The sequence below is a fragment of the Paractinoplanes maris genome (assembly GCF_023544465.1).
In the GTDB taxonomy this organism is placed as follows: domain Bacteria; phylum Actinomycetota; class Actinomycetes; order Mycobacteriales; family Micromonosporaceae; genus Actinoplanes; species Actinoplanes maris.
Map to the genome: position 1 here is coordinate 251572 of NZ_JALPVL010000002.1, position 21079 is coordinate 272650.

Here is a 21079-nt window from a genome sequence, read left to right on the forward strand (position 1 = left end):
ACCGTCAGTCCCAGTCGATGACGCTGGTGGTGTTCTGGACAGCACCGGATTCCGACGGATGAGCGGCGAGTCCGGCGATGCCACCGAACGCGACGACCAGCGCGAAAACCAAGCCGGCGAAACGGCCCAGCTTCCTTCCGAACATGTTTGGCTCCTGCTGTTGTTACGCGCTGCGGTGGGGGGTTCCATGATGGTGCCACACGCGGTGTGCGACTGGCAGCGTCCGACGCCGGGTCGAAACCGCGCATGAGGAAATCCTGACCGAACGGTTGAGTCAGTTCCCCTACCGTCGCCCGCAAAATAGACGACTTTACGCCCGAAATATCAGGAGAAGCGAGAACAATTCGCTTGCTTCGCGTCAGGTGGTCTTGACGTCAAGCGGCCCTGACGCCATGCTTGCCCGCCGTGACCGCCTCTCCCGACGACCTTGAGCGACAGCACACGCTGTCGACCGCTACAACGCGTTATGACGAGCTGAGGATGCGCGACGCCCTGGCCGCCGTCGCGGGCGGCCGCGGAATGCCGCTGACCCGCGAGGAAACGCTGGAGATGCTGGCCCTGAGCGAGGTCGTGATCCGCAAGGCCGGCTACGGGCGCCAGTCGATGGTGCGGGTGGCCCGGGACGCGGGCGCCTCGTGGAGCCAGATCGGCACGGCGCTGGGCAACACCAAGCAGGCGGCCTGGGAGGCCCACACTCGCTGGGCCGAGGCGCTGTAACGGGGCCGCTGCAATGGGCGGCTGCGCTAAAACGGGGCCGCTGCGCTGCAACGGGGCCGCTGGGATGGGCCGCTGCGATGGGCGGCTGCGCTATAACGGGGCCGCTGCGCCGCAACGGGGCCGCTGGGATGGGCCGCTTCGCTGCAACGGGGCCGCGGCGTGGGACCGCTGTGGAGGCGGCGGCGGGTCAGCGGCTCACCGGTCTCTGCCGGCCGCGCGGGCGGAAGCGGACGAGCGCCACCCCCGCCATGACGACCGCCAGCACGGTGATGGTGGTGGTGACGGCACCGTTGGTGATGCCGGTGCCGATCACCACCAGGCCGAGAGCCGTGCCGAAGAAGAAGTGGTAGAAACCCGCGTCCCGGACTGAGCGGAAGGCCCGCGCCGTCGGCTCCGGCGCTCGCCCGGTCACGAGGACGGCCAGGCCGAACACCGCCAGCCCGGCCCCGGCCACACCGCCGGCCAGCATGGTCCAGTCACTGGTGCTCATGGCCCCAGTCTGAGCCGTCGGCGGCCTCGATCAGCGGTAATTGGTGAACTGGAGGGCGACGCCGAAGTCCTCGGCCTTGAGCAGGGCGATCACGGCCTGCAGGTCGTCACGCTTCTTGCCGGTGACGCGCAGCTGGTCGCCCTGGATCTGGGCCTGCACACCCTTGGGGCCCTCGTCGCGGATCTTCTTGCTGATCGCCTTGGCCTTGTCGGTCTCGATGCCCTCGATGACCTTGCAGTCGATCTTGTAGGTCTTGCCGGACTGGCGGGGCTCGCCGGCCTCCAGAGCCTTCAGCGAGATGTTCCGCTTGACCAGCTTCTCCTTGAAGACGTCGAGCGCGGCAGTGGCCCGCTCCTCGGTCTCGGAGGTGATGGTGACCCCGGAGTCGCCCGACTTGGCCACCGTGGTGCCGGTGCCCCGGAAGTCGAAGCGGGTGCCGAGCTCCTTTTCCGCCTGGTGGAAAGCGTTGTCCACCTCCTGCTGGTCGACCTTGCTCACGATGTCGAAGGACGGGCTGGCTGCCATGATCGGAACTCCTGGAGGATGGCTTGCGTCGATGGGGGCGGAGGCCGGTGAACGGCGTCCGACATGCCGACCGTACCCGGTTGCGGATCCGGCCCGTCGTACAGCTAAGCTGTTCTCCGCTGCCACGGGCGACCGTGGAAGTGTGCCCAGGCGGGTTGCCCGAGCGGCCAATGGGAGCGGACTGTAAATCCGTCGCGAAAGCTTCGAAGGTTCGAATCCTTCACCCGCCACAGGCAGAGAGAAACGGCCCCGGCCGCGGAGACGCGGACGGGGCCGTTTCGTCTATCGAGCCACGCGCTTCTCGATCTCCTCGCGCAGGTCCAGCGGCAGGGCCTCGGCGTCGAGCACGCGGGCCAGCTCGTCCGAGCGGTGCATGTAGATGTCGAACGCCTCGGACACGCCGATGCTGCGGGCCGGGCGGTGGACGACCTCGATCGGGTCACCCACGCGCAGCGGGCCCGGAGTGATCACCCGTAGATAGGTGCCGGTGCGGGCGACCTCGGCGAAGCGCTTCAGCCACTTCTTCTCGCCCATCTTGGCCTGGAACGTGGCGCACGGGATGCGGCCGAAGGTGGGCTGCAGCTCGAGCACGTCGCCGATCCGCCAGACCTCGCCGATCCGGGTGGCGTTGAGGTCGAGGCCGGTGGTGGTCAGGTTCTCGCCGAACCAGCCGTTGGCCAAGGTCCGGCCGAGCGAGGCCTCCCACCAGTCGTAGTCCTCCCGCGAATACGCGTAGACGGCCTGGTCGTCGCCGCCGTGGTGCTTGACGTCGCCGATCGGGTCGCCGATCACCCCGCTGTGCAGGCCGGTGGTCTTGGGCCCGGGCGCGCGCACGTCGACCGCGTGGTCGACCGGGAGCTTGTCGATGCCGGTGAGGCCGCCGAAGCGCTTGGCCGGGTTGGGCCGGGCCGCGCCGACGTTCACCGAGAGCACCTTGCCGTCTGTCATGCCGTGAACTCCACGATCACTCGGTCCTCGACCGGGCGGTAGCCCAGCCGTTGATACAACGCGTTGCTGGTCGGGTTGGCCAGGTCGGTGTTGAGCACGACGTCGTGCGCGCCGGTGTCGAGCGCGGCCTGGGTGGCCGCGACGGTGGCCGCTCCGGCGTAGCCGCGGCCGCGCTGCACCGGTGGGGTGTAGACGATCTGGATCCGGACCGTCCCGGCGGCCGGGCGGGATCGGATCGCCATCGACATCGGACTTCCGGCGTCCTCCCAGAGCACGACGCCGCCGTACTCGAGAAAGTCGTTGATCTTGGCTGGGGTGTCGTCGGGGCGGCGCTCGCCGATCTCGTCGTGAAAGGCGAGCAACCAGCCGAGGAGCAGGGCGCCGTCGGCGGGCCCGGCGTAGCGGGCGCGGCCGGGCGGCGGTGCCGGCGGCGGGGTCAGCGTGGCGAGGCGGTGCAGACGCGTGCGGCGGACGACGTGGGCCCGGACGCCGGCCCGGGCGCGCCAGCCGGCCGAGAAGCCGTCGACGGCATCGGCGGTGAGATTGACGCCGGACAGGTGCCGGCCGGACAGCGCCTCGATCGCGGCCGGCACCGCCCGGGGCGGCAGCTCACTGAACATCATCGGATGCGGCGGGGTCTGCAGCAGCACCCCGGCGACCCGACCGGCCGGCGTGCTCCACCAGCCGAAGACCGGATCGAGCGGGCCGTACGCGTGCGGCCCCCGCCGCCGCAGCGTGTCGACCAGCGTGAGCAGGGTGGTGTGCTCGATCGGCCGCGCCTGCAGGAACTCCCCGGCGGTGGCATGGAAGGTCTCGACGTCATCGGTCAGGTGCCAGGCCATAGCGCGATCATGTCGTCGCTGCGTGTCACGCGCGACCCCTTAAAGGCCCCAGGCCTTGGCTATGCGGGTGAGGGTGTCCTGTCGTGTCGCCGGGTCGTGGACCGTGCCGGCCAGCAGCAGCTCCTGCACGCCGGTGCGCTCGACCAGGGCGTCGAGGTCGGCCACCACCTCGTCGGCGGTGCCGATGAACTGGGTGCCACCGAACGTCTCGTCCACCCCCAGCTCGGCCGCGCGCTCGGGAGAGACGATCGGGCCCAGACGACCCGTACGCAGGCTCTGGAGCATGACCCGGCTGGGGCCGGCGAGATAGTCGGCCTCCTCGGTCGTCCCGGCCGCCAGCACCGAGACGCTGACCATCGCGTGGGGTGCCGGATAGCGCGGCGACGGCTGGAAACCGGCCCGGTAGAGCTGCAGGGCGGCGGCCACGTCGGTGCCGGTGGCGAAGTGATACGCGGAACAGAACGGGAGCCCGAGGGCGGCGGCGACCTGAGCCCCGTACGTCGAGGAACCGAGCATCCAGACCTCGGGGTAGGTCTCCGGCACCGGCGTGGGCCGGAGCCGGGCGGCCGGGCCGAGGTCGACCCGGTCGTCGCCGAGCAGCGCCAGCACCGTGCGCAGGTGGTCGGGGAACTGCTCGACGGTCAGATAGGGCGAGACCCCGCGCAGCGCGGCCGCGGTCGCCTGGTCGGTGCCGGGCGCCCGGCCGATGCCGAGATCGATCCGCCCCGGGTGCAGCGCCTCGAGCAGGGCGAACTGCTCGGCGACCACGAAAGGCATGTGGTTGGGCAGCATCACGCCACCCGATCCCACCCGAATCGTTGCAGTTTGTGCCGCCACCGATGCGATCAAAACGGGCGGCGCGGTCGAGGCGACCGCCGGCATGTTGTGGTGCTCGGCCACCCAGAACCTGCGGTAACCGAGCTCGTCGGCGGTGCGTGCGATGTCGATCGTGCCGCGCAGCGCGTCGGCACTGGAGTGCCCCTCGCGGACCGTGGCCAGGTCGAGAACGGACAGGGGGACACGGTCGGGCGGCGTCACATCCCGACCCTAGCTCGCGCCCAGTTGGAGATCATGAGCTACTCAGTCCACACCTCCATCGTCGGTCAGCGGCGGCCGGCGCCGGCTTCCGGAGGCGACACCGCCCCGCGTCCGGCCGGGGCACCGCACCTCGGGTTCCGGCCCGACATCGAGGGGCTGCGGGCCATCGCGGTGGTTCTGGTGGTGCTCAGCCACGCCGGGATCAACCGGCTCGCCGGCGGTTACGTCGGGGTGGACGTCTTCTTCGTGATCTCCGGCTTCCTGATCACGACGCTGCTGATCAAAGAACTCGACCGGACGGACACGATCTCGCTGCGCGGGTTCTATGCCCGGCGCGCGATCCGGCTGCTGCCGGTGTCGACCGTGGTGCTGGTCACGACCGTGGTGGCGGCCTGGTTCTGGCTGCCCGCGACCCGGTTCGCCTCGATCGCGTCGGACGCGCTGTTCAGCACGTTCTACGGGATCAACTGGCGGCTCGCCTACGAGGGCACCGACTATCTCAACGCGACCGCGGCGCCCTCACCGTTGCAGCATCTGTGGTCGCTGGCCGTCGAGGAGCAGTTCTATCTGGTCTGGCCGCTGCTGCTGCTCGCCTTCTGGTCACGCCGCCGGGTGCTGGTCGCGTTGAGCGTCCTGGTCGTGGTGTCGCTGGCGGTCAGCGTGCAGCAGACCGCGGCCGCGGCACCGTGGGCCTACTTCGGATCGCACACGCGCGCGTGGGAGCTGGGCATCGGTGCGCTGGTGGCGGTGGCCGGGGGCCATCTCCGCCGTACGCCCCGAGGTCCGGCCGCCCTGCTGACCTGGGGCGGGCTGCTGGCCGTACTGGTCGCGGCGGTGACCTTCGACAAGTCGACGCCGTTCCCCGGCTACGCCGCCCTGCTGCCCGTGCTCGGCACCGCCGCGGTGATCGCCGGCGGCACCTCGGCCGGCGGCTGGGGCGCGGGCCGGCTGATCGGCACCGGGCCGTTCCGGTTCGTCGGCAAGCTCTCCTACGGCTGGTACCTGTGGCACTGGCCGGTGCTGATGATCTGGCCCCTGGCTCTCGGACGTGAGCCGGGCGTCAAGGCCAACCTGGCCTTCGCGGCCGCCGCGCTCGGCCTGGCCTGGATCACCTATCACCTGGTCGAGAACCCGGTGCGGACCCGGGCGTGGCTGCGCCGGCGGGCCCGTCGCGGGGTGGCTCTCGGTCTGGTCCTGTCGATCTCGGCCGCCGTGCTCGCCCTGATCGCCGGGCAGTTCACGCCGGCCCTGCCGACCGGGCCGGCGGCCCCCGACGTACGGGCCGAGATCGCCGCCGCGGCCGACCCGCAGGCCCGGCTCACCCAGCTGATCACCGGCTCGCTGGGCGGCCGGAAGCTCCCGGCCAACCTCACCCCGGAGCTGTCCGGCACGCGACCGAGCCCGCGGATCTACCGCGACCAGTGCCACCTCAACTACACGCAGGCACGGCCGGAGCGGGCCTGCGTCTACGGCGACCCCGACGGCACCCGGACCATGTATCTGATCGGCGACTCACATGCCGCGCACTGGTTCCCGGCGGTCGACGCCGCCGCCCGCGACCACGGCTGGCGACTGGTCGCGCTGACCAAGGCGGCCTGCCAGATGCCGCAGGTGCTGGTCTACAACGAGGTGCTCAAACGGCCGTACACCGAATGCGTGGCCTGGCGGGACCAGGTGGTGCGACGGGTCGTGCGGGACCGGCCCGACCTGGTCGTGATGGCCTCCAACGACCTCGACAACGGCGGCCTGATCGGCGCCGACGGCCAGATCGTGGCCCGGGCGGGGGCCCAGGACGACCCCCTGTGGGTGCGGGCCTGGCAGCAGACCTGGCACCGGATGTCCGGCATCCCGATGGTGCTGCTGCAGGACACCCCGCTACCCAAGGGCGACGCGCCGGAGTGCGCGGCGGTGAACGCGCGGCGGCTGGCGAAGTGTGACCGGCCGGTCGTCCGGGCGATCAGCGAGCGGGGCCGGCGCGATCTGATCGCGGACGCGGCCCGGGCGTCGGGTCTGCGGGTGATCGACCCGACGCCGTGGCTCTGCGGCGGCGGCAAGTGCCCGATCATCATCGGCAACACGCTGGTCTACAAGGACAACAGCCACCTGACCGTCGCCTACGCCCAGGCGATCGCCCCGGTGGTCGAGCGGGCTCTCTTTCCCCGATCGGGCACCAAGCGCTAGCGCCGCTGCTGGTGGCGGATGACCTGGACGCCGACCGTGACGGCGGCCAGGGCGGCGCCGGGCACGAGCATCCACACCGGCCACGGGTAGATGCCGCTGTCGGTGCCGACCACGACGAGGGCGTAGACGACCAGGTTGACCACCGCCAGGGCGGCCCAGATGGTCCACAGCACGAGCATCGCGGTGGGCAGCCGGCGGGCCTGGCGGCGCTGGTCGGCCTCGTGGCGGGCGCGCACCTCGCCGGCGCTCAGACCGGGCCGGGGCAGGTCGGTCAGGAGCATCAGCAGCTCCTGATAGGTCTTCGACGAATAGGCCAGGCCGACCCGCTCGTCGTACTCGTGCAGCGTCAGCCGGCCCTCGTCGAGCGCCGTTTTCAGCTGGTCGGCCACCTTTTGCCGATCCGCGTCGGCGGCGCGCATCGTCTCGATGTCGGCTCGAACATCTTTCGCCATCGGACGCTCCTTTACGCACCCCCGTCGGTCGGGTCAGGCTATCCGAGCGGCAGCACGGATCGGCAGGGGGGAAAACCATGAGACTGCGTCTCGAGACCGGGCAGCACGGGTACGGCGAAGTGGTGGCCCGGCATCGGGCGGCCTACGACGAAGCGGCCGCGGCCGACCGCGACAGCCACGCCAAGGATCACTGGAAGCTCGACGAGCGCGACGCGTTCCTCGACCGGTTGCGGGCGGCCGGCGCCCGTACGCTGCTCGACATCGGCTGCGGCACCGGGCAGGACAGCCTGTTCTTCCAGCAGGAGGGGCTCGCGGTGACCGCGGTCGACCTCTCCCCCGCGATGGTCGAGCGGGCCCGCGCCAAGGGAGTCGAGGCTTCCGTACGCGATGTGCTCGATCTCGGTTTTGCCCGGTCGTCGTTCGACGCGGTCTACTCACTCAACACGTTGCTGCACGTCCCCAACGGGGATCTCAGTGCCGCGCTGGTGGCGATCCGGACCGTCATGGCCCCGGGCGGCTTGTTCTATCTCGGCGTCTACGGCGGCGAGGACGAGGAAGGCGTCGCGCCCGAGGACGTGCACGTGCCGGCCCGATTCTTCTCGTTCCGATCGGACCGGCAGGTGCTGCGATTCGTCGAGCCGATCTTCGAGGTGCTCGACTTCCACGTCTACGACAACCGGGCCGGCCTGCACTTCCAGTCGCTGACCCTGGTCAAGCCGGTCTGATCAGACCGGCTCGGCGGCCAGGGCCTCGCGCAGGCGGTCGGTGGCGCGCTGGTCGGCCCGGGCGATCGAGCCGTGCGGCACGGCGGCCACGAGCGCGGCCACCATCAGCACGGCCGCCGCGAAGGCGAACGCCCACCCCAGCCCGCCCGGCTGGTCGACGATCGCGCCCGCCACCGCACCGCCGGCGGCGCTGCCGGCCACCGAGACGGTCACGATCCAGGTGTACGCCTCGTTCAGCATCGCGGCCGGCGCCAGGCGACCGACCAGGTTGGTCTCGACGGTCAGCGCCGGGGCGATCGTCGCGCCGCCCAGCACCAGGGCCACGCCCAGCCAGAGCGGGCTCGGCATGAAGGCGAGCACCAGGAAGCTCAGCGAGACGGCGCCCAGCAGCCAGGCGAACTGCCGCGGCAACGCCATCGCGGGCCGCCGGGTGCCGAACCAGATGCCGCTGATCGCGCTGCCGACGCCCCAGATGCCCAGGAGCAGGCCACCCAGACCATCACCGCCGCCGTGCTGGTTCGCGTAGGCCGGGACGATGACGCCGGCCGCACCGAACGCGATGCCGAGCGCGATCACGCAGATCAGCAGCGCCGGGAAGCCGGACACCTTCAGCGGGCCCAGGCCGCGGGCCGCCGCCTCCCGCTCGTGGCGCCGGTGGCGCCGCATGACCGGCAGCCGCGAGATCCACAGTGTCCCCGCGAACGTGGCCACGGCCGAGCCCAGCAGGGCCACCGCCGGGCTGGTGAGGACCACGAAGCCGGCCACCAGGATCGGGCCGAGCACGAAGACCAGTTCGAACAGCGACGTCTCGGCCGCGATGGCCGCGCCCCGCAGGTGGTGCTGCCCGCTGCCGGGCTCGGTCATGTCGGTCCAGGCGCGCCGGATCGCCGCGGTCAGCGGCGGATAGGTGGCCCCGGCGATCGCCGCCGCAATAAAGATCCACTGTCGCTGACCGGTCAGCACGAGAGCGGTCAGCGCGAGCGGGTGCAACACGGCGGTGGTGGTCAGGATCGGCGCGGGCCCGATGCGGTCGGCCAGGCGGCCGGCGATCGGGCTGATCGCCGCACCCGCGAGGGCATAGATGCCGCCGGCCAGCCCGCCCACGGCGTAACTGCCGGTGGCCTGCTCGACGAGGAGCAGAAGAGCGAGCGGTGTCATGCCGATACCGAGGCGGGCCAGGATCCCGACGCTGAGCAAAACCCGCCCGCCCGGCAGATGCCAAACGCCCAGGTACTGACGCAACGCGGTCACTGTGCTCATCCTCCTCGTAACGACCCGATCGGCCTTCGGACCTTAACGTCGCAGACCTGCGCAACACATCCGCAATACGAGTGGTGGTGTCCGGAAACACAGGAGGGCCGCCCCCCGGGAACGGGGACGGCCCTCGGAAAAGGTTCGGTCAGCGGGCGAAGTGGACGGCGCCGGCCTGCTGGCGCAAGCGGGCGACGCGCTCCTCCATCGGCGGGTGGGTGGAGAACAGCTTCGTGACGCCGCCGGCCCGGAACGGGTTGGCGATCATCAGGTGGGCCGCACTGGTCAGCTGGTTGTCGGCCGGCAGCGGCATCCGCTGCGCGCCGTACTGGATCTTCTCCAGCGCACTGGCCAGGGCCAGCGGGTCACCGGTCAGCGTCGCGCCGTCCGCGTCCGCCTGGAACTCGCGGTTGCGGCTGATCGCCAGCTGGATGATGGTCGCGGCCAGCGGGCCGAGGATCAGCATCAGCAGCAGGGCGGCCGGGTTGGGGCTGTCCTCGTCGTCCGAACCACCCAGCGGCAGGAAGATCGCCAGGTGGGCTAGGCTCGTGATGATGCCGGCCAGGGCGCCGGCCACGCTCGAGATCAGGATGTCGCGGTTGTAGACGTGCGACAGCTCGTGCCCGATCACGGCGCGCAGCTCGCGCTGGTCGAGCAGCTGGGTGATGCCGGTCGTCACGGCGACGGCGGCATGCTCCGGGTTGCGCCCGGTGGCGAACGCGTTGGGCTGCATGGTCGGCGAGACGTAGAGCCGGGGCATCGGCTGCCCGGCGCTGGTCGCCAGCTCCCGCACCGTCTGGTGGAGCCAGGGGGCCTCGGCCTCGCTGACCGGCCGCGCGCGCATCGCCCGCAGGGCCAGCTTGTCCGAGAAGAAGTAGGTGCCGGCGTTCATCGCCAGCGAGATGAGGACCGCGAACACGAGACCGCCACTGCCACCGAGCCAGTAACCGGCGCCGAGAATGACGGCGGTCAGCAGACCCAGCAGAGCGGCCGTCTTGAGGCCGTTGTGATGGCTGTGCAACAGGAACTCCTTAGCTCTGCGACCCGGTGGGGTCACGCTTCTAAGGAACGCTTCCGGCCTGCGGTTTCATCCGGTCCGCGCTGTGAGTTCGCTGTGCTCGCCGGTCTCAGGACAGGGCGTCGAAGAGGAGCTGCGGAGCGAAGCCCAGGACCACTGCGGCGGCCGCGGCGGTGATCAAAGCGGCGGCTGTCGGGCGGGTCACCGGGAGGCGGGGGTGCAGGGCCGCCTCCAGCAGAGTGGGGTCGGCCACCGCGATGCCCACCCGGGGCGGGCCGGCGTAGAGCAGGGCGGCGACCCGGACGTAGTAGGCCAGGGCGATCACGGCGTTGAGGGCCACGACCACGGCCAGCCAGGTCTGGCCGCCGTCGATCAGGGCGTCGACGATGGTGACCTTGGCGAAGAGCCCGGCCAGGCCCGGAGGCAGACCGGCCAGGCCGGCCAGGGCCAGCACCAGGGCCGCGCCCAGCCAGGGGGAACGGCGGGCGGCGCCGCGGTAGGACGCGATGTCGCCGCCGTCGGCGCCGGGTGGGCGCAGGGCCGCGATGACGCCGAAGGCGATGAACTCCAGCACCACGAAGAAGACGGCGTAGGCGGCGGCTGCCTCCAGGCCGTCCGCGCCCAGGGCCAGCGGGGCCAGGATGTAGCCCGCCTGGGCGATCGACGACCAGGCCAGCAGGCGGACCATGCGGGTCTGGCGCAGGGCCACCAGGTTGCCGACGGTCATGGTCACGACGGCCAGGAAGGCGGTCAGGGTGGCGGCGTCCAGGCGGGTCACGACGGCGGCCAGGGCCAGCACGCCACCCAGCTTGGAGGCCGTGGAGAGGTAGGCCGCCACCGGGAGCGGGGAGCCCTCGTAGGTCGGTGGGGCCCAGGCGTGCAACGGGACGGCGGCCACCTTGAAGGCCAGGCCGATCACCAGCAGGGCCACCCCCACGGTGGCCACCGGAGCGGTGACGCCCGCGCCCTCGATCAGGCGGTCGAAGTGCAGGGCGCCGGTGGCGGCGTAGTTGAGGGCCGCACCCAGCAGGGCGATGGCCGTGGAGATGACGCTGATCAGGAAGAAGGTGACCGAGGCGGAGGCGGCCGAGGTGGTGACCCGCTCGCCCGGGGCGAACCGGCGCAGGCCGACCAGCAGGTAGAGCGGCAGGGTCAGCGTCTCCAGGCCGACGATCAGCGTGATCAGGTCGCCGGCGTAGGCGACCACGACGCCGCCGGTCATCGAGGCGGCCAGCAGGAAGCAGAACTCGCCGACCGGAGCCGTGCCCAGGCGCAGCGACGGCACCGAGAGGGCCAGCACGCCCACGGTCAGCGCGGCGAAGACGACCGCGGCGGTGGCGGCCAGCGGGCTCGGCACCCAGGAGCAGGCACCGCCGTTCGGGTCGCAGAACGTGCCCGCCCGGGAGCCGGTGACGATCGCGCCGGCCACGGTGGCCAGGCCGCCGACGGCCAGGGCACCGATGGTCACCGCGCGCCGGGCGACCAGCAGGTCGGCCAGCAGGACCAGGACGGCGGTGCCGGCCGCGGCGTAGAGGGGCAGCAGCGAGAGGTGGTCGACGGCCTGAGCCCTCACCGGAGTGCCTCCGTCAGAGCTCGTACGGGGGCGCTGGTCGCGGCCAGCACCAGGGCCGGCGCGACGCCCACGGCCAGCGTGAGGGCCACGAGCGGCGACCAGGCCAGCCACTCGGGGCCGGCGATGGGAGCGGGCGAGCCGAGATCACGAGCGGGGCCGTGCGTCACCGTGCGGAGCAGGCGCAGGAAATACGCCGCGGTCAGCGCGCCGCCGATCGCGGCCAGCACGGCCAGCGTCAGCCACAGGCCGCCGCCGCGTTGCACGGCCGCGACCACCGCGAACGCCTCACCCCAGAAGCCGGCCAGGCCGGGCAGGCCGAGCGAGGCGATGGCGGCGAAGCCCAGCAGGCCGGCCAGCCGGGGTGCGGTCTCGCGCAGACCGCCCAGCTCGGCCAGCTCACCGGTGTGCGCCCGGTCCTTGATCGCGCCGGCCAGGAAGAACAGCAGGCCGGTGATCAGGCCGTGGGCGACGTTGCCGAGCAGCGCCGCCTGCAGGCCGGTCGCGCTGAGCGTGGCGATGCCGAGCAGCACGAAACCCATGTGGCCGACGCTCGAATAGGCGATCAGGCGCTTGAGCTCGGTCTGGCGCAGGCAGATCAGCGCGCCGGCCAGGATCGCGGCGACGGCCAGGACGCCGAGCAGCGGTGCGGCCCACGCGGCACCCAGCGGCGCGACGCCGACCCCGACCCGGATCAGGCCGTAGGTGCCCATCTTGAGCAGCACGCCGGCCAGGATCACCGAGCCCACCGTGGGGGCCTGGGTGTGCGCGTCGGGCAGCCAGGTGTGCAACGGCCAGAGCGGAGCCTTCACGGCGAATGCGATGGCGAACAGGGCGAAGGCCGCGTACTGCGTCGACCGCGGGAGACCGGCGCCACCGGCCAGCTCGGCGAGGTCGCCGGTGCCCGCCGCGACGGTGACGGTGATGACGCCGAGCAGCAGCAACACCGAGCCGAAAAGCGTGTAGAGCACGAACTTGCGGGCCGCCCGGCGGCGCTCGGCGCCACCCCAGCCGGCGATCACCGCGTACATCGGCAGCAGCACGACCTCGAAGAACAGGAAGAACAGGATCAGGTCGAGGGCCAGGAAGGTGCCGAGGATGCCGGCTTCGAGGACCAGCAGCAGGGCGACCAGGGTGCGGCCGGAGCCGCCGGCCGGGACCTTCCAGACCGTGTACGCGCAGCAGAGCACCGTGAGCAGGCCGGTGAGCGCGACGAGCGGGTAGGAGACGCCGTCGACGCCCAGGTGGAAGTCGAGGCGCAGGGCGGGCACCCAGGAGACGTCGAGCTCGGCCCACGGGCGTACGGCGAGGGGGTTGGCCGAGTAGGCCGCCCAGGCGTCGTCGTGGGCGAAGGGCAGCGCGACGATGGGGACGAGGGCGGCCGCGGCGAAGATCGTGCCGGTGAGGCGGGCGGCGTGGTCGAGCCGGGACGGGAAGAGCGCGATCACTCCGGCGCCCAGGGCGGGCAACAGGAGGACGGCGAGCAGGGCCACGGTCATGCTGAGGCTCCGAACAGGACGGCCACGGTGCCCAGCAGCAGCGCGCCGGCCAGGACGGCGGCGGCGGCCGCGGGCAGCGGGAGGCGGTGGGCGTACGCGAGTGCCGCGCCCACCCGCGACGTGGTGGTGCCGGTGCCCTCGACGGCGGCGTCGACGACCCGCTCGTCGACTGTGGTGATGGCCCGGGCCAGTGCCTTCACCGGTCGTACGAGGGCTCGGTCCTGAATGTCGTCGAGACGGAAACCGGCGGCGAACAGCGGGCGGGCGCGACCGAGGGCCAGCGCCGGATCGGCTCCGGGGACCGCACGCCACAGCCACCAGGCGGCGGTCGCACCGGCGGCCAGCAGGATCAGGGGCAGGACGATGGCCACGCCGAGATGCGGCTCGTCCAGCTCGAGAGCCGTCCGGAACCCGGGCGCCCAGGCGGCCAGGCCGAGCAGCACCGACGGGATGGCCAGGAGCAGGATCGGCCAGCGCATCGCGGCCGGCGGATCATGCGGAGCGGCGGGCTGGGTGTAGCGGGCGTCGTCGAAACCGATCTCCCAGTCGGGACCGTCGGGGCCGTGCGCGCGCGAGACGCCGAAGAACGCCAGAAGCAGCAGCCGGGTGGCATACCAGGCCGTGATGCCGACGGCGAGCAGCCCGGCCAGCCAGACCAGCCAGGCCACCCAGACGGGCGCGGTCTCGCCGCCCTCGGTCGCGTGGGCGGCGGCGGTCAGCACGTTCTCCTTCGACCAGAACCCGGCCAGTGGCGGCACACCCGCGAGCGCACCCAGACCGGCGGCGAACGACCAGAAGGTGATCGGCATGTGCTCGCGGAGAGCGCCCATGCGGGAGAGGTAGTTGGTGCCGACCGCGTGGATCACCGCACCGGCCGCGAGGAAGAGCAGGGCCTTGAACGCGGCGTGGGTGAGCAGGTGGAACAGGGCGGCGGCGGGCGAGCCGACGGCCAGCGCGCCGGTCATGTAGCCGATCTGGCTGACCGTCGACCAGGCCAGGACCCGCTTGAGATCGTCCTGGGCCATCGCGCTGAGCGCGCCGAGCAGGATGGTGATCGCGGCCATCACGCCGAGCACGGCCAGTGCGGCCGGGGACTGGTCGAAGAGCGGGTAGAGCCGGAAGACGACGTAGACACCGGCCGCGACCATGGTGGCGGCGTGGATCAGCGCCGAGATCGGGGTGGGGCCGGCCATCGCATCGGGCAGCCACGTGTGCAGCGGGAACTGGGCGCTCTTGCCGGCCACCCCGGCCAGGATGAACAGCAGCGCGGGGGTGCTGGGCGGCTGGGCCAGGACGTCGGCGATGCGGCTGCTGCCGGCGTCGGCGATCAGGATGGCCACGCCGAGCAGGAACCCGATGTCGCCCACCCGGGTGACCAGGAAGGCCTTCACGGCGGCGGCCGGGGCCTCGGGGAGACGGCGGTCGTGCCCGATCAGCAGGTAGGAGCAGGCGCCCATGATCTCCCAGCCGACCACCACGCCGATCAGGTCGCCACTGGTCACCACCAGGAGCATCGCGCCCGTGAAGAGGCTGATCTGAGCGGCGTACGGGGCATAGCGCGGGTCGTCGTGCAGATAGGCGACCGAATAGATCTGCACGAAGAGCGCAACCGTGGCGACGGCCAGCGCCACATACAGGGCGGCGTGGCCGACGGAGATGCCGAGCGTCAGGTCGATGTCACCGAGGCTCACCCAGTGTGTCGAGAGCTCGATCGGCTTGGTCGCGAAGAGTAGGAGGCCGAGCGTCACGAGCAGTGAGACGGCGGCTCCGGCGATACCGAGCGTGGCCGCCGGCCGGCGCCTCTGTGCACCGTCGCCGGGTGGGAGCAGCAGGCCGGCCAGACCCAGGAGAAGCGGTACGACCGGAATCAGGACGGCGGCGTTCACCCGGTCACCCGCTCGTGGTCGTGCTCGTGCAGGGCCACCTCGTCGAGCACCACCGCCCGGCGGAGACGGTAGTACTGCAGGACGATCGCCAGGCCCACGCCGACCTCGGCGGCGGCCAGGACGATGACGAAGAGGGCGAAGATCGCGCCGGCTCGGGGCTCGGGGACGGGGTAGGCCCAGGCCTCGGGTTGCACGCCGCCGAGCGCGGATTTGATGGTGGCGTCGGCGGCGACCAGGATCAGGTTGACCGCGTTGAGCATGAGCTCCACCGCCATCAGGACGAGGATGGCGTTCCGCCTGCGCAGGACTCCGTAGACGCCGAGGGCGAAGAGCAGACCGGCGATGACGTACGGGATGACCGCGTGCATCAGGTCGCCTCGCCGTCGGGGTCGGGGCCGGGCTGGTCGGGGGCCTTGGGCAGTGCGCGGTTGCCCGCTCTGTCCTGTGCTTCGCCGCTGGGGAGCGCTCGGGTCGGCCGGTCGGGGATGGGCCGGCTCTCGATCTCGCGGCTCGTGCCTTCGATTGTGCGTGCTGCCGAATCCGATATCTCCGTCTTATCAGGCTGACCCAGGGTGGGGCCGGCTTCGCGGGCTCGGAAGACGACGTCGTGGGCCTTCTGTTTGAGGACGTCCTCGCGGGTCGTCGCCGTCTGGGTGGCGATCTCGTCGGGATGGGTCAGCCGGCCGCCGACCTTCTCGGCCGCGCGCTGGGCCCGCAGGCGCTCCTGGGCGGCCGACTGCCGGGCGGCGATGCGCTGCAGCCGGGCGACCACCTCGGCCGACTCGTCGACCGGGCCGGGCGGGGGCTCGTCGGGCCGGGCGGCGGCATCCGGGTCGGGGCGGGCGCCGATGTCCGGGCGGGACAGGACGATCGCGCCGACCAGCGCGGCCAGCAGCAGGATCGAGAGCACCTCGAAGGGCAGCACCCAGGCACCGAAGATCTGCTCGCCGACCCGGCGGCCGGTGCCGGGCGGAGGCAGTTCGAACTCGGTCCAGCGGAAGGCGTCGACCAGCAGCACGGTCAGACCCAGACCGACCCCGCCGCCGATCAGGGCGGCCGGGGCGGCGGGCCGGTCGAGGTCCTTGGACGGGCCGATCGGGGCCCGGGTCAGCATCACCGCGAAGAGCAGCAGCACGACGACGGCGCCCACATAGACCAGGATCTGCACCCAGGCGACCAGCTCGGCCCCCAGCACCAGGTAGAGCCCGGCGATCGCGCCCAGGCTGACCACCAGGTAGAAGCCGGCCCGCACCAGGTGGGCGCTGGTCACGACGAAGACGCCGGAGCCGACCGCGATCGCGCCGAGAGCCAGCATCAACGCGTCCGCGACGGTCACCGCTCCGTCTCCGGGGGCGCCGGACGCCGGACGGGGGGTGCGGTCTTGGCGGCCGTGGCCGCACCCGGACCGGCCGCCTTGCGCGCCGCCGTGGCCTCCTCCTTGGAGGGCTCGCCGAGCACGTCGTGGGCCGGCGGCGGTGGGACGGTGCGCATCCACTCCCCCAGCCGGTCCTTGTCGTGCAGCAGGTTGAGGACGTCGGTCTCGGCATACTCGAACTCGGGCGTCCAGTGCAGCGCGTCGAACGGGCAGACCTCGATGCAGATGCCGCAGTACATGCAGAGCGAGAAGTCGATGTCGAACCGGTCGAGCACGTTGCGCTGCCGCGCGCGGGCCGCCCCCGGGACAACCACTTCTTCCTTGTGGGAGTCGATGTAGATGCACCAGTCGGGGCACTCCCGGGCGCACAGCATGCAGACCGTGCAGTTCTCCTCGGTGAGCGCGATGACCCCGCGGCTGCGCGGCGGAAGCTCGGGCTCGACATCGGGATACTGCTGGGTGGTCGACCGTTTGGTCATCGTCTTGAACGTGACGGCGAGCCCCTGGACCAGACCCTTGCCGGGCGTGCCGCGCTCCCCGTCGTCACTCACAAACGCATATCCTGCCCCGTCGCCCCATTTGATGCGAGCACACCCCCATCAGATCTTCCGGTAGATTGAGATGTGAGTGCGAGAGCCGGCGCCCGGGAGGCTTCTCATGACCGCTACCACCAGCGACATGCCACCCCAGGGCGACTGGACTGCAGACGATCTTGCTCGGCTCCCTGAGGACGGCGTCCGTCGCGAAATCTTTGACGGAGTTCTCCACGTGACCGTCTCGCCTTCGAGCGTTCACCAGGCCCTCTCCGGGTTCCTGTTCTACGCCCTCTCGGCTTCCTGCCCCGAACACCTCTTTGTCAGCCAGTCGAACGATGTGGTGCTGAACCCACGTCGCCTCTACGCGCCAGATCTGCTTGTCGTCACGTTCGATGCCGCGAAGTCGAAAACCGGGAAGTTCACCGCGAGCGAGGTGGTCCTGGCCGCCGAGATCGTTTCGCCGAGCACCAAGAGCATCGATCGGGTGACCAAGCCGGCCTTCTACGCACAGGCTGGGATTCCCCACTACTGGCTCATCGAGACCAGCGACGACCTTGCCGTCACCACTTATGAGCTGAACCCCGACGACAGGATCTACGAGCCGACCGGCACCTTCAGCGGCGACGACGTGATCCGCCTCGACCGGCCCTGGCCGATCGAGATCCCGCTGCGCTCCGTCCGCCCGCGGAACCTGTGACGAGGTCTTTCCTCGCCGCGACGCCGCTCACATGATCACCTTGACGGCGGCCGTCAGCACGAGCTGACCCAGCGCCACCGGAACGAGGACCAGCCAGCAGAGCCGTTGGAGCTGGTCCTCGCGCAGGCGGGGGTAGGCCACGCGGAACCAGATGATGACGAACGAAACCGCGAAGATCTTGACCAGGGTCCAGAGCCAGCCGAGCTGCTCGGCGAACGGCCCGTGCCAGCCGCCGAGAAAAAGCACGGTGGTCAGGGCGGCGATGACGACGATGCCCACGTACTCGGCGAGCAGGAAGAACGCGAACCGCAGGCCCGTGTACTCGGTCATGTAGCCGAAGACCAGCTCGGAGTCGGCGATCGGCATGTCGAAGGGGGGCCGGCGGATCTCGGCCAGACCGGCGACGAAGAAGACGATCGCGGCCGGGGCCTGCCAGAGCAGCCACCACGGACGCCAGGCCTCGATGATGCCGGGCAGGCTCAGGGTTCCCGCCGCCATGGCGACACTGGCCGCGGCGAGCACCAGCGGAAGCTCGTACCCGAGAAGCTGAGCCGCCCCGCGCAGGCCGCCCAGCAGGCTGTATTTGTTGGCCGAGGCCCACGCCGACATGAGCACGGCGAGCACGCCGACGCCCAGCACGGCGAGCACGAAGAACAACCCCACGTCGAGCGCCTGGGCGACGAGTCCGTTCGGCCCGAGCGGGATGACGAGCAGGACCAACAGGTACGGGAACAGGGCGACGATCGGGGCCAGCCGGAACACCCGCCGGTCGGCCTGACCGGGCGCGACGTCCTCTTTCTGGACGAACTTGACGCCGTCCGCGACGAGCTGGGCCCAGCCGTGGAAGGCACCGGCGTACATCGGGCCGAGCCGCCCCTGCATGTGCGCCATGACCTTGTGCTCGGCCTGCCCGACCACAAGCGGCAACACGAGGAACGCCGCCACGACGGCGACGACCCGGACGATGAGGTCGAGCCAGAGCGGCATCAGTCACCGTCCTCGATGTGCGGCGCGGCCGCCGGGCCGGCGTCATTCGAACCCGCTGGCCGAGCGGGCGGCTCGGAGCCGGCCGGGCTCGGTGCGGGAGCCGAAGTAGAGGAGGTCACCGGGTCGGCCGGCGCGCCGGGACCGGACGTGCGCGGGGTGGCGGCACGGCGGGGGCGGTCGGCCGGGGCGGAGCGGACCGGGCGTGCGGGAGCCGGCGGGGCCTGACCGGCGCGGGGGCCCCACTCGTTGGGGTCGGGGACACCTGGTGGGCGCATGGGGGCGCGTTTCGTGGTGCCGGCCTCGGACTCGCCCGGTTCCTTGGCGCCGGGCCAGGCCTTGGCCACCCGGGAAGCGAGCACGAATTCCTTGCGCAGCGGGTGGCCCTCGAAGCCCGGCGGCAGCAGCAATGGGCGCAGGTCGGGGTGGCGGGCGAACGTGATGCCGAACATCTCGTACGTCTCGCGCTCGTGCCAGTCGGCGCCGGGGAAGAGCTCGACCACCGACTCGACCACCGGGTTGTCGCGGGGCACGAGCGTGCGCAGCAGCAGGGCGTGCCGGCGCCGGGTCGAGTAGAGGTGAGCGACCACCCGGAACCCGTCGTCGAGCTCGTCCACGGCCGACAGCCAGTCGAAGTAGTCACAACCGAGCGCGCCGTTGTGCTTGGCCGTGCCCACGGTTTCCCACCATCGGGCGACCGGCACGTCGACCACCGCGCGCTCGTGGCCGGGGCCGCCGCCCGAGAGGCCGGCGACGATCTCGCCCGGAGGCGCGTCCGGGGAGTCGTCCGTCAGCAGCGCCACCAGGCGCTCGCCGACCTCTTCAGGCGTCATGCGCTCATCCTATGATCCGACCGCCGGCTCCGAACTCCCCCAGCCCGCATCCACAGCCGGGCTCATCAGTCCACCCCGCTCGAGCCGAAGCCGCCAACTGCTCATCCGCCCCGCTCGGGCCGAAGCCGCCAGCCGATCAGTCGCCCCGCTCGAGCCGGAGCCGCCGGTCGATCAGTCGCCCCGCTCGGGCCGGAGCCGCCGGTCGGTCAGAGGCCGGGCAGGCGGCCGTTGCGGAAGACGTCGACGAAGTCCTGGTGGTCCTCGCGGGCCTGGTCGCCGTAGCGGTGGGCGAAGTCGACCAGGTGCTGGACGAAGCCCGCCTCGTCCTTGTCGATCTCGGCCACGATCGCCTCCTCGGTGGAGAAGTCGACCAGGTCGTGGCTGGACTCGTCGTCGGCCACCGAATGCATGCGGGCGACGGCCCGGCCCAGGTCGGCGATGACCCCCCGCAGTTCGTCGGGCTCGTTGACGTCGGACCAGTCGAGATCGGCCGCATAGGGCGAGACCTCCGCGACCAGCTGGCCGACTCCGTCCAACGTGGTGTAGCCGACCCACGAGTCGGCGTGGGCCTGCAGGGCGTGCTGCGACTCGGCCGTCCGGTGGCCCTGGTGCTGGAAGTAGGACCGCACCCGGTCGTCGTCGACCCAGCGCGCGACGGCGGGCACCTGGGCCTGCTTCATATAGATGATCACGTCGTTCTCGAGGGCCTGGGTGTGCCCCTCGAGCAGCAGGTTGTAGGACGGCAGGCCGGCCGACCCGATGCCCACACCCTTGCGCAGTTTGATGTCCTTGATGTTGGTCGCCCCGGGACGGCTGGCCGGGGGCAGCGTCTCGCGATAGCGGTCGAACGCCTCCCGTACGGCCGCGCCGGTCTCCTCATCGACCTCGAAGACGCCGTCGGCCAGCGCGAACCGGCGCTCGTAGTCGTCGATCGTGGTCTGCGACGAGAGCAGGTCGATGCGGGTGTTGAGCCGGGCCTCCTGCAGGACGCGGCGCAGGACACCGTCGGCGTTGTCGAGCGTGATCGAGCCGATCGCGTCGTCGCCGCCGAGCGCGATGGCGCGCAGCTCGGTCAGGTAGGACCGGGCGAACCCGGTGACCAGCTGGGTGATGTCGTCGTCGGAGAGGGCTTTCTGGTAGCCGATCAGGGCCAGGCTCGCGGAGAACCGCTTGAGATCCCAGGAGAAGGGCCCGATGTACGCCTCGTCGAAGTCGTTGACGTTGAAGACGAGCTGACCGGACGAGTTCATGTAGGTGCCGAAGTTCTCCGCGTGCAGGTCGCCGTGGATCCACACCCGGCTCGTCCGGTCGTCGAGGAAACTGGCGTCGGAGTACGCCCCGGTGAGGTCGGCGTAGAAGAGCGACGCGCTCCCCCGATAGAAGGCGAACGGCGACGCGGCCATCTTGCGGAACTTGCGCCGGAAGGCGGCTGGATCGATGGCGATCAAATCGCCGAATTCCCTGGTCAGGACGTCGATGATGAAGTCGGCACGCGACTGATCGGTCATAGAG

The 21079-nt window shown here is 71.3% G+C and carries 21 protein-coding genes, 1 tRNA gene and 1 pseudogene; 5 read left to right on the forward strand and 18 right to left on the reverse strand.

Features of this window, described 5'->3' with window-relative positions; all coding sequences use genetic code 11:
- Window positions 1–4: 4 nt before the first annotated feature.
- On the reverse strand, window positions 5–145 hold the full coding sequence (locus NAG42_RS06100; protein ID WP_250028671.1) for a hypothetical protein: 141 nt from the start codon (window positions 143–145) through the stop codon (window positions 5–7).
- Window positions 146–405: 260 nt separating this feature from the next.
- Here NAG42_RS06100 and NAG42_RS06105 point away from each other — a divergent pair, with 260 nt between their 5' ends.
- A complete protein-coding gene (locus NAG42_RS06105) occupies window positions 406–717 on the forward strand; it encodes a hypothetical protein (RefSeq protein ID WP_250028673.1) in 312 nt (103 codons plus the stop codon).
- Window positions 718–904: 187 nt separating this feature from the next.
- On the opposite strand, the gene NAG42_RS06110 is transcribed toward NAG42_RS06105, so the two are convergent.
- Together NAG42_RS06110 and NAG42_RS06115 are read right to left on the reverse strand one after the other, a co-directional pair.
- The gene (locus NAG42_RS06110) at window positions 905–1207 is read right to left on the reverse strand and encodes a hypothetical protein (RefSeq protein WP_250028674.1); all 303 of its coding nucleotides are present in this window, start codon (window positions 1205–1207) and stop codon (window positions 905–907) included.
- Window positions 1208–1237: 30 nt separating this feature from the next.
- Window positions 1238–1732, reverse strand: coding sequence for a YajQ family cyclic di-GMP-binding protein (locus tag NAG42_RS06115; RefSeq protein WP_250028675.1), 495 nt, complete (start codon window positions 1730–1732; stop codon window positions 1238–1240).
- 149 nt (window positions 1733–1881) lie between these two features.
- Between NAG42_RS06115 and NAG42_RS06120 the strand changes: the two genes are divergently transcribed.
- Window positions 1882–1962, forward strand: a tRNA-Tyr gene (locus tag NAG42_RS06120).
- 52 nt (window positions 1963–2014) lie between these two features.
- Here NAG42_RS06120 and NAG42_RS06125 read toward each other — a convergent pair.
- The 3 genes from NAG42_RS06125 to NAG42_RS06135 are packed head-to-tail and all read right to left on the reverse strand — an operon-like array spanning window position 2015 to window position 4560.
- The gene (locus NAG42_RS06125; RefSeq protein WP_250028677.1) at window positions 2015–2680 is read right to left on the reverse strand and encodes an MOSC domain-containing protein; all 666 of its coding nucleotides are present in this window, start codon (window positions 2678–2680) and stop codon (window positions 2015–2017) included.
- Window positions 2677–3522 carry a GNAT family N-acetyltransferase gene (locus tag NAG42_RS06130; protein ID WP_250028678.1) on the reverse strand — a complete coding sequence of 282 codons (846 nt, stop codon included), beginning with the start codon at window positions 3520–3522 and terminating at the stop codon, window positions 2677–2679. The genes NAG42_RS06125 and NAG42_RS06130 overlap by 4 nt, the downstream gene beginning before the upstream one ends.
- A 39-nt stretch (window positions 3523–3561) precedes the next feature.
- Window positions 3562–4560, reverse strand: a complete 999-nt coding sequence (locus tag NAG42_RS06135; RefSeq protein ID WP_250028679.1) for an LLM class flavin-dependent oxidoreductase — start codon at window positions 4558–4560, stop codon at window positions 3562–3564.
- 33 nt (window positions 4561–4593) lie between these two features.
- Between NAG42_RS06135 and NAG42_RS06140 the strand changes: the two genes are divergently transcribed.
- Window positions 4594–6741, forward strand: a complete 2148-nt coding sequence (locus NAG42_RS06140; RefSeq protein WP_250028680.1) for an acyltransferase family protein — start codon at window positions 4594–4596, stop codon at window positions 6739–6741.
- Here the strand turns inward: NAG42_RS06140 and NAG42_RS06145 are convergent.
- The gene (locus NAG42_RS06145) at window positions 6738–7193 is read right to left on the reverse strand and encodes a DUF1707 SHOCT-like domain-containing protein (RefSeq protein ID WP_250028682.1); all 456 of its coding nucleotides are present in this window, start codon (window positions 7191–7193) and stop codon (window positions 6738–6740) included. The two genes, NAG42_RS06140 and NAG42_RS06145, sit on opposite strands and share 4 nt — an antisense overlap.
- A 77-nt stretch (window positions 7194–7270) precedes the next feature.
- Between NAG42_RS06145 and NAG42_RS06150 the strand changes: the two genes are divergently transcribed.
- A complete protein-coding gene (locus tag NAG42_RS06150; RefSeq protein ID WP_250028683.1) occupies window positions 7271–7918 on the forward strand; it encodes a class I SAM-dependent methyltransferase in 648 nt (215 codons plus the stop codon).
- Here the strand turns inward: NAG42_RS06150 and NAG42_RS06155 are convergent, their stop codons facing one another.
- From NAG42_RS06155 to NAG42_RS06190, 8 genes and pseudogenes are all read right to left on the reverse strand, one after another.
- Window positions 7919–9169, reverse strand: a complete 1251-nt coding sequence (locus NAG42_RS06155; protein WP_250028684.1) for an MFS transporter — start codon at window positions 9167–9169, stop codon at window positions 7919–7921.
- Window positions 9170–9317: 148 nt separating this feature from the next.
- Window positions 9318–10190, reverse strand: coding sequence for a zinc metalloprotease HtpX (gene htpX / locus NAG42_RS06160; RefSeq protein WP_250028686.1), 873 nt, complete (start codon window positions 10188–10190; stop codon window positions 9318–9320).
- A 106-nt stretch (window positions 10191–10296) separates the two neighbouring features.
- The gene (locus NAG42_RS06165) at window positions 10297–11760 is read right to left on the reverse strand and encodes an NADH-quinone oxidoreductase subunit N (RefSeq protein ID WP_250028688.1); all 1464 of its coding nucleotides are present in this window, start codon (window positions 11758–11760) and stop codon (window positions 10297–10299) included.
- A complete protein-coding gene (locus NAG42_RS06170; protein WP_250028689.1) occupies window positions 11757–13256 on the reverse strand; it encodes a complex I subunit 4 family protein in 1500 nt (499 codons plus the stop codon). The genes NAG42_RS06165 and NAG42_RS06170 overlap by 4 nt, the downstream gene beginning before the upstream one ends.
- On the reverse strand, window positions 13253–15142 hold the full coding sequence (locus NAG42_RS06175; protein ID WP_250028691.1) for an NADH-quinone oxidoreductase subunit 5 family protein: 1890 nt from the start codon (window positions 15140–15142) through the stop codon (window positions 13253–13255). The genes NAG42_RS06170 and NAG42_RS06175 overlap by 4 nt, the downstream gene beginning before the upstream one ends.
- A complete protein-coding gene (gene nuoK, locus NAG42_RS06180; RefSeq protein ID WP_250028692.1) occupies window positions 15139–15510 on the reverse strand; it encodes an NADH-quinone oxidoreductase subunit NuoK in 372 nt (123 codons plus the stop codon). The genes NAG42_RS06175 and nuoK overlap by 4 nt, the downstream gene beginning before the upstream one ends.
- 404 nt (window positions 15511–15914) lie before the next feature.
- A pseudogene (locus tag NAG42_RS06185) lies at window positions 15915–16478 on the reverse strand (NADH-quinone oxidoreductase subunit J family protein); the annotation flags it as partial.
- On the reverse strand, window positions 16475–17068 hold the full coding sequence (locus NAG42_RS06190) for a NuoI/complex I 23 kDa subunit family protein (RefSeq protein WP_250028693.1): 594 nt from the start codon (window positions 17066–17068) through the stop codon (window positions 16475–16477). The gene NAG42_RS06190 and the pseudogene NAG42_RS06185, both read right to left, overlap by 4 nt.
- Before the next feature lie 106 nt (window positions 17069–17174).
- Here NAG42_RS06190 and NAG42_RS06195 point away from each other — a divergent pair, with 106 nt between their 5' ends.
- Window positions 17175–17750 carry a Uma2 family endonuclease gene (locus NAG42_RS06195; protein WP_250028694.1) on the forward strand — a complete coding sequence of 192 codons (576 nt, stop codon included), beginning with the start codon at window positions 17175–17177 and terminating at the stop codon, window positions 17748–17750.
- 27 nt (window positions 17751–17777) lie between these two features.
- Here the strand turns inward: NAG42_RS06195 and NAG42_RS06200 are convergent, their stop codons facing one another.
- The 3 genes from NAG42_RS06200 to NAG42_RS06210 all read right to left on the reverse strand — a co-directional run bounded on the left by NAG42_RS06200 (window position 17778) and on the right by NAG42_RS06210 (window position 21075).
- Window positions 17778–18737: a complex I subunit 1/NuoH family protein gene (locus tag NAG42_RS06200; protein ID WP_250028695.1), complete on the reverse strand. Its 960-nt coding sequence runs from the start codon at window positions 18735–18737 to the stop codon at window positions 17778–17780.
- Window positions 18737–19567: an NADH-quinone oxidoreductase subunit C gene (locus tag NAG42_RS06205; RefSeq protein ID WP_250028696.1), complete on the reverse strand. Its 831-nt coding sequence runs from the start codon at window positions 19565–19567 to the stop codon at window positions 18737–18739. Before NAG42_RS06205 ends, NAG42_RS06200 begins: the two co-directional genes overlap by 1 nt.
- A 206-nt stretch (window positions 19568–19773) precedes the next feature.
- Window positions 19774–21075: a DUF2252 domain-containing protein gene (locus tag NAG42_RS06210; protein ID WP_250028697.1), complete on the reverse strand. Its 1302-nt coding sequence runs from the start codon at window positions 21073–21075 to the stop codon at window positions 19774–19776.
- Window positions 21076–21079: the final 4 nt, after the last annotated feature.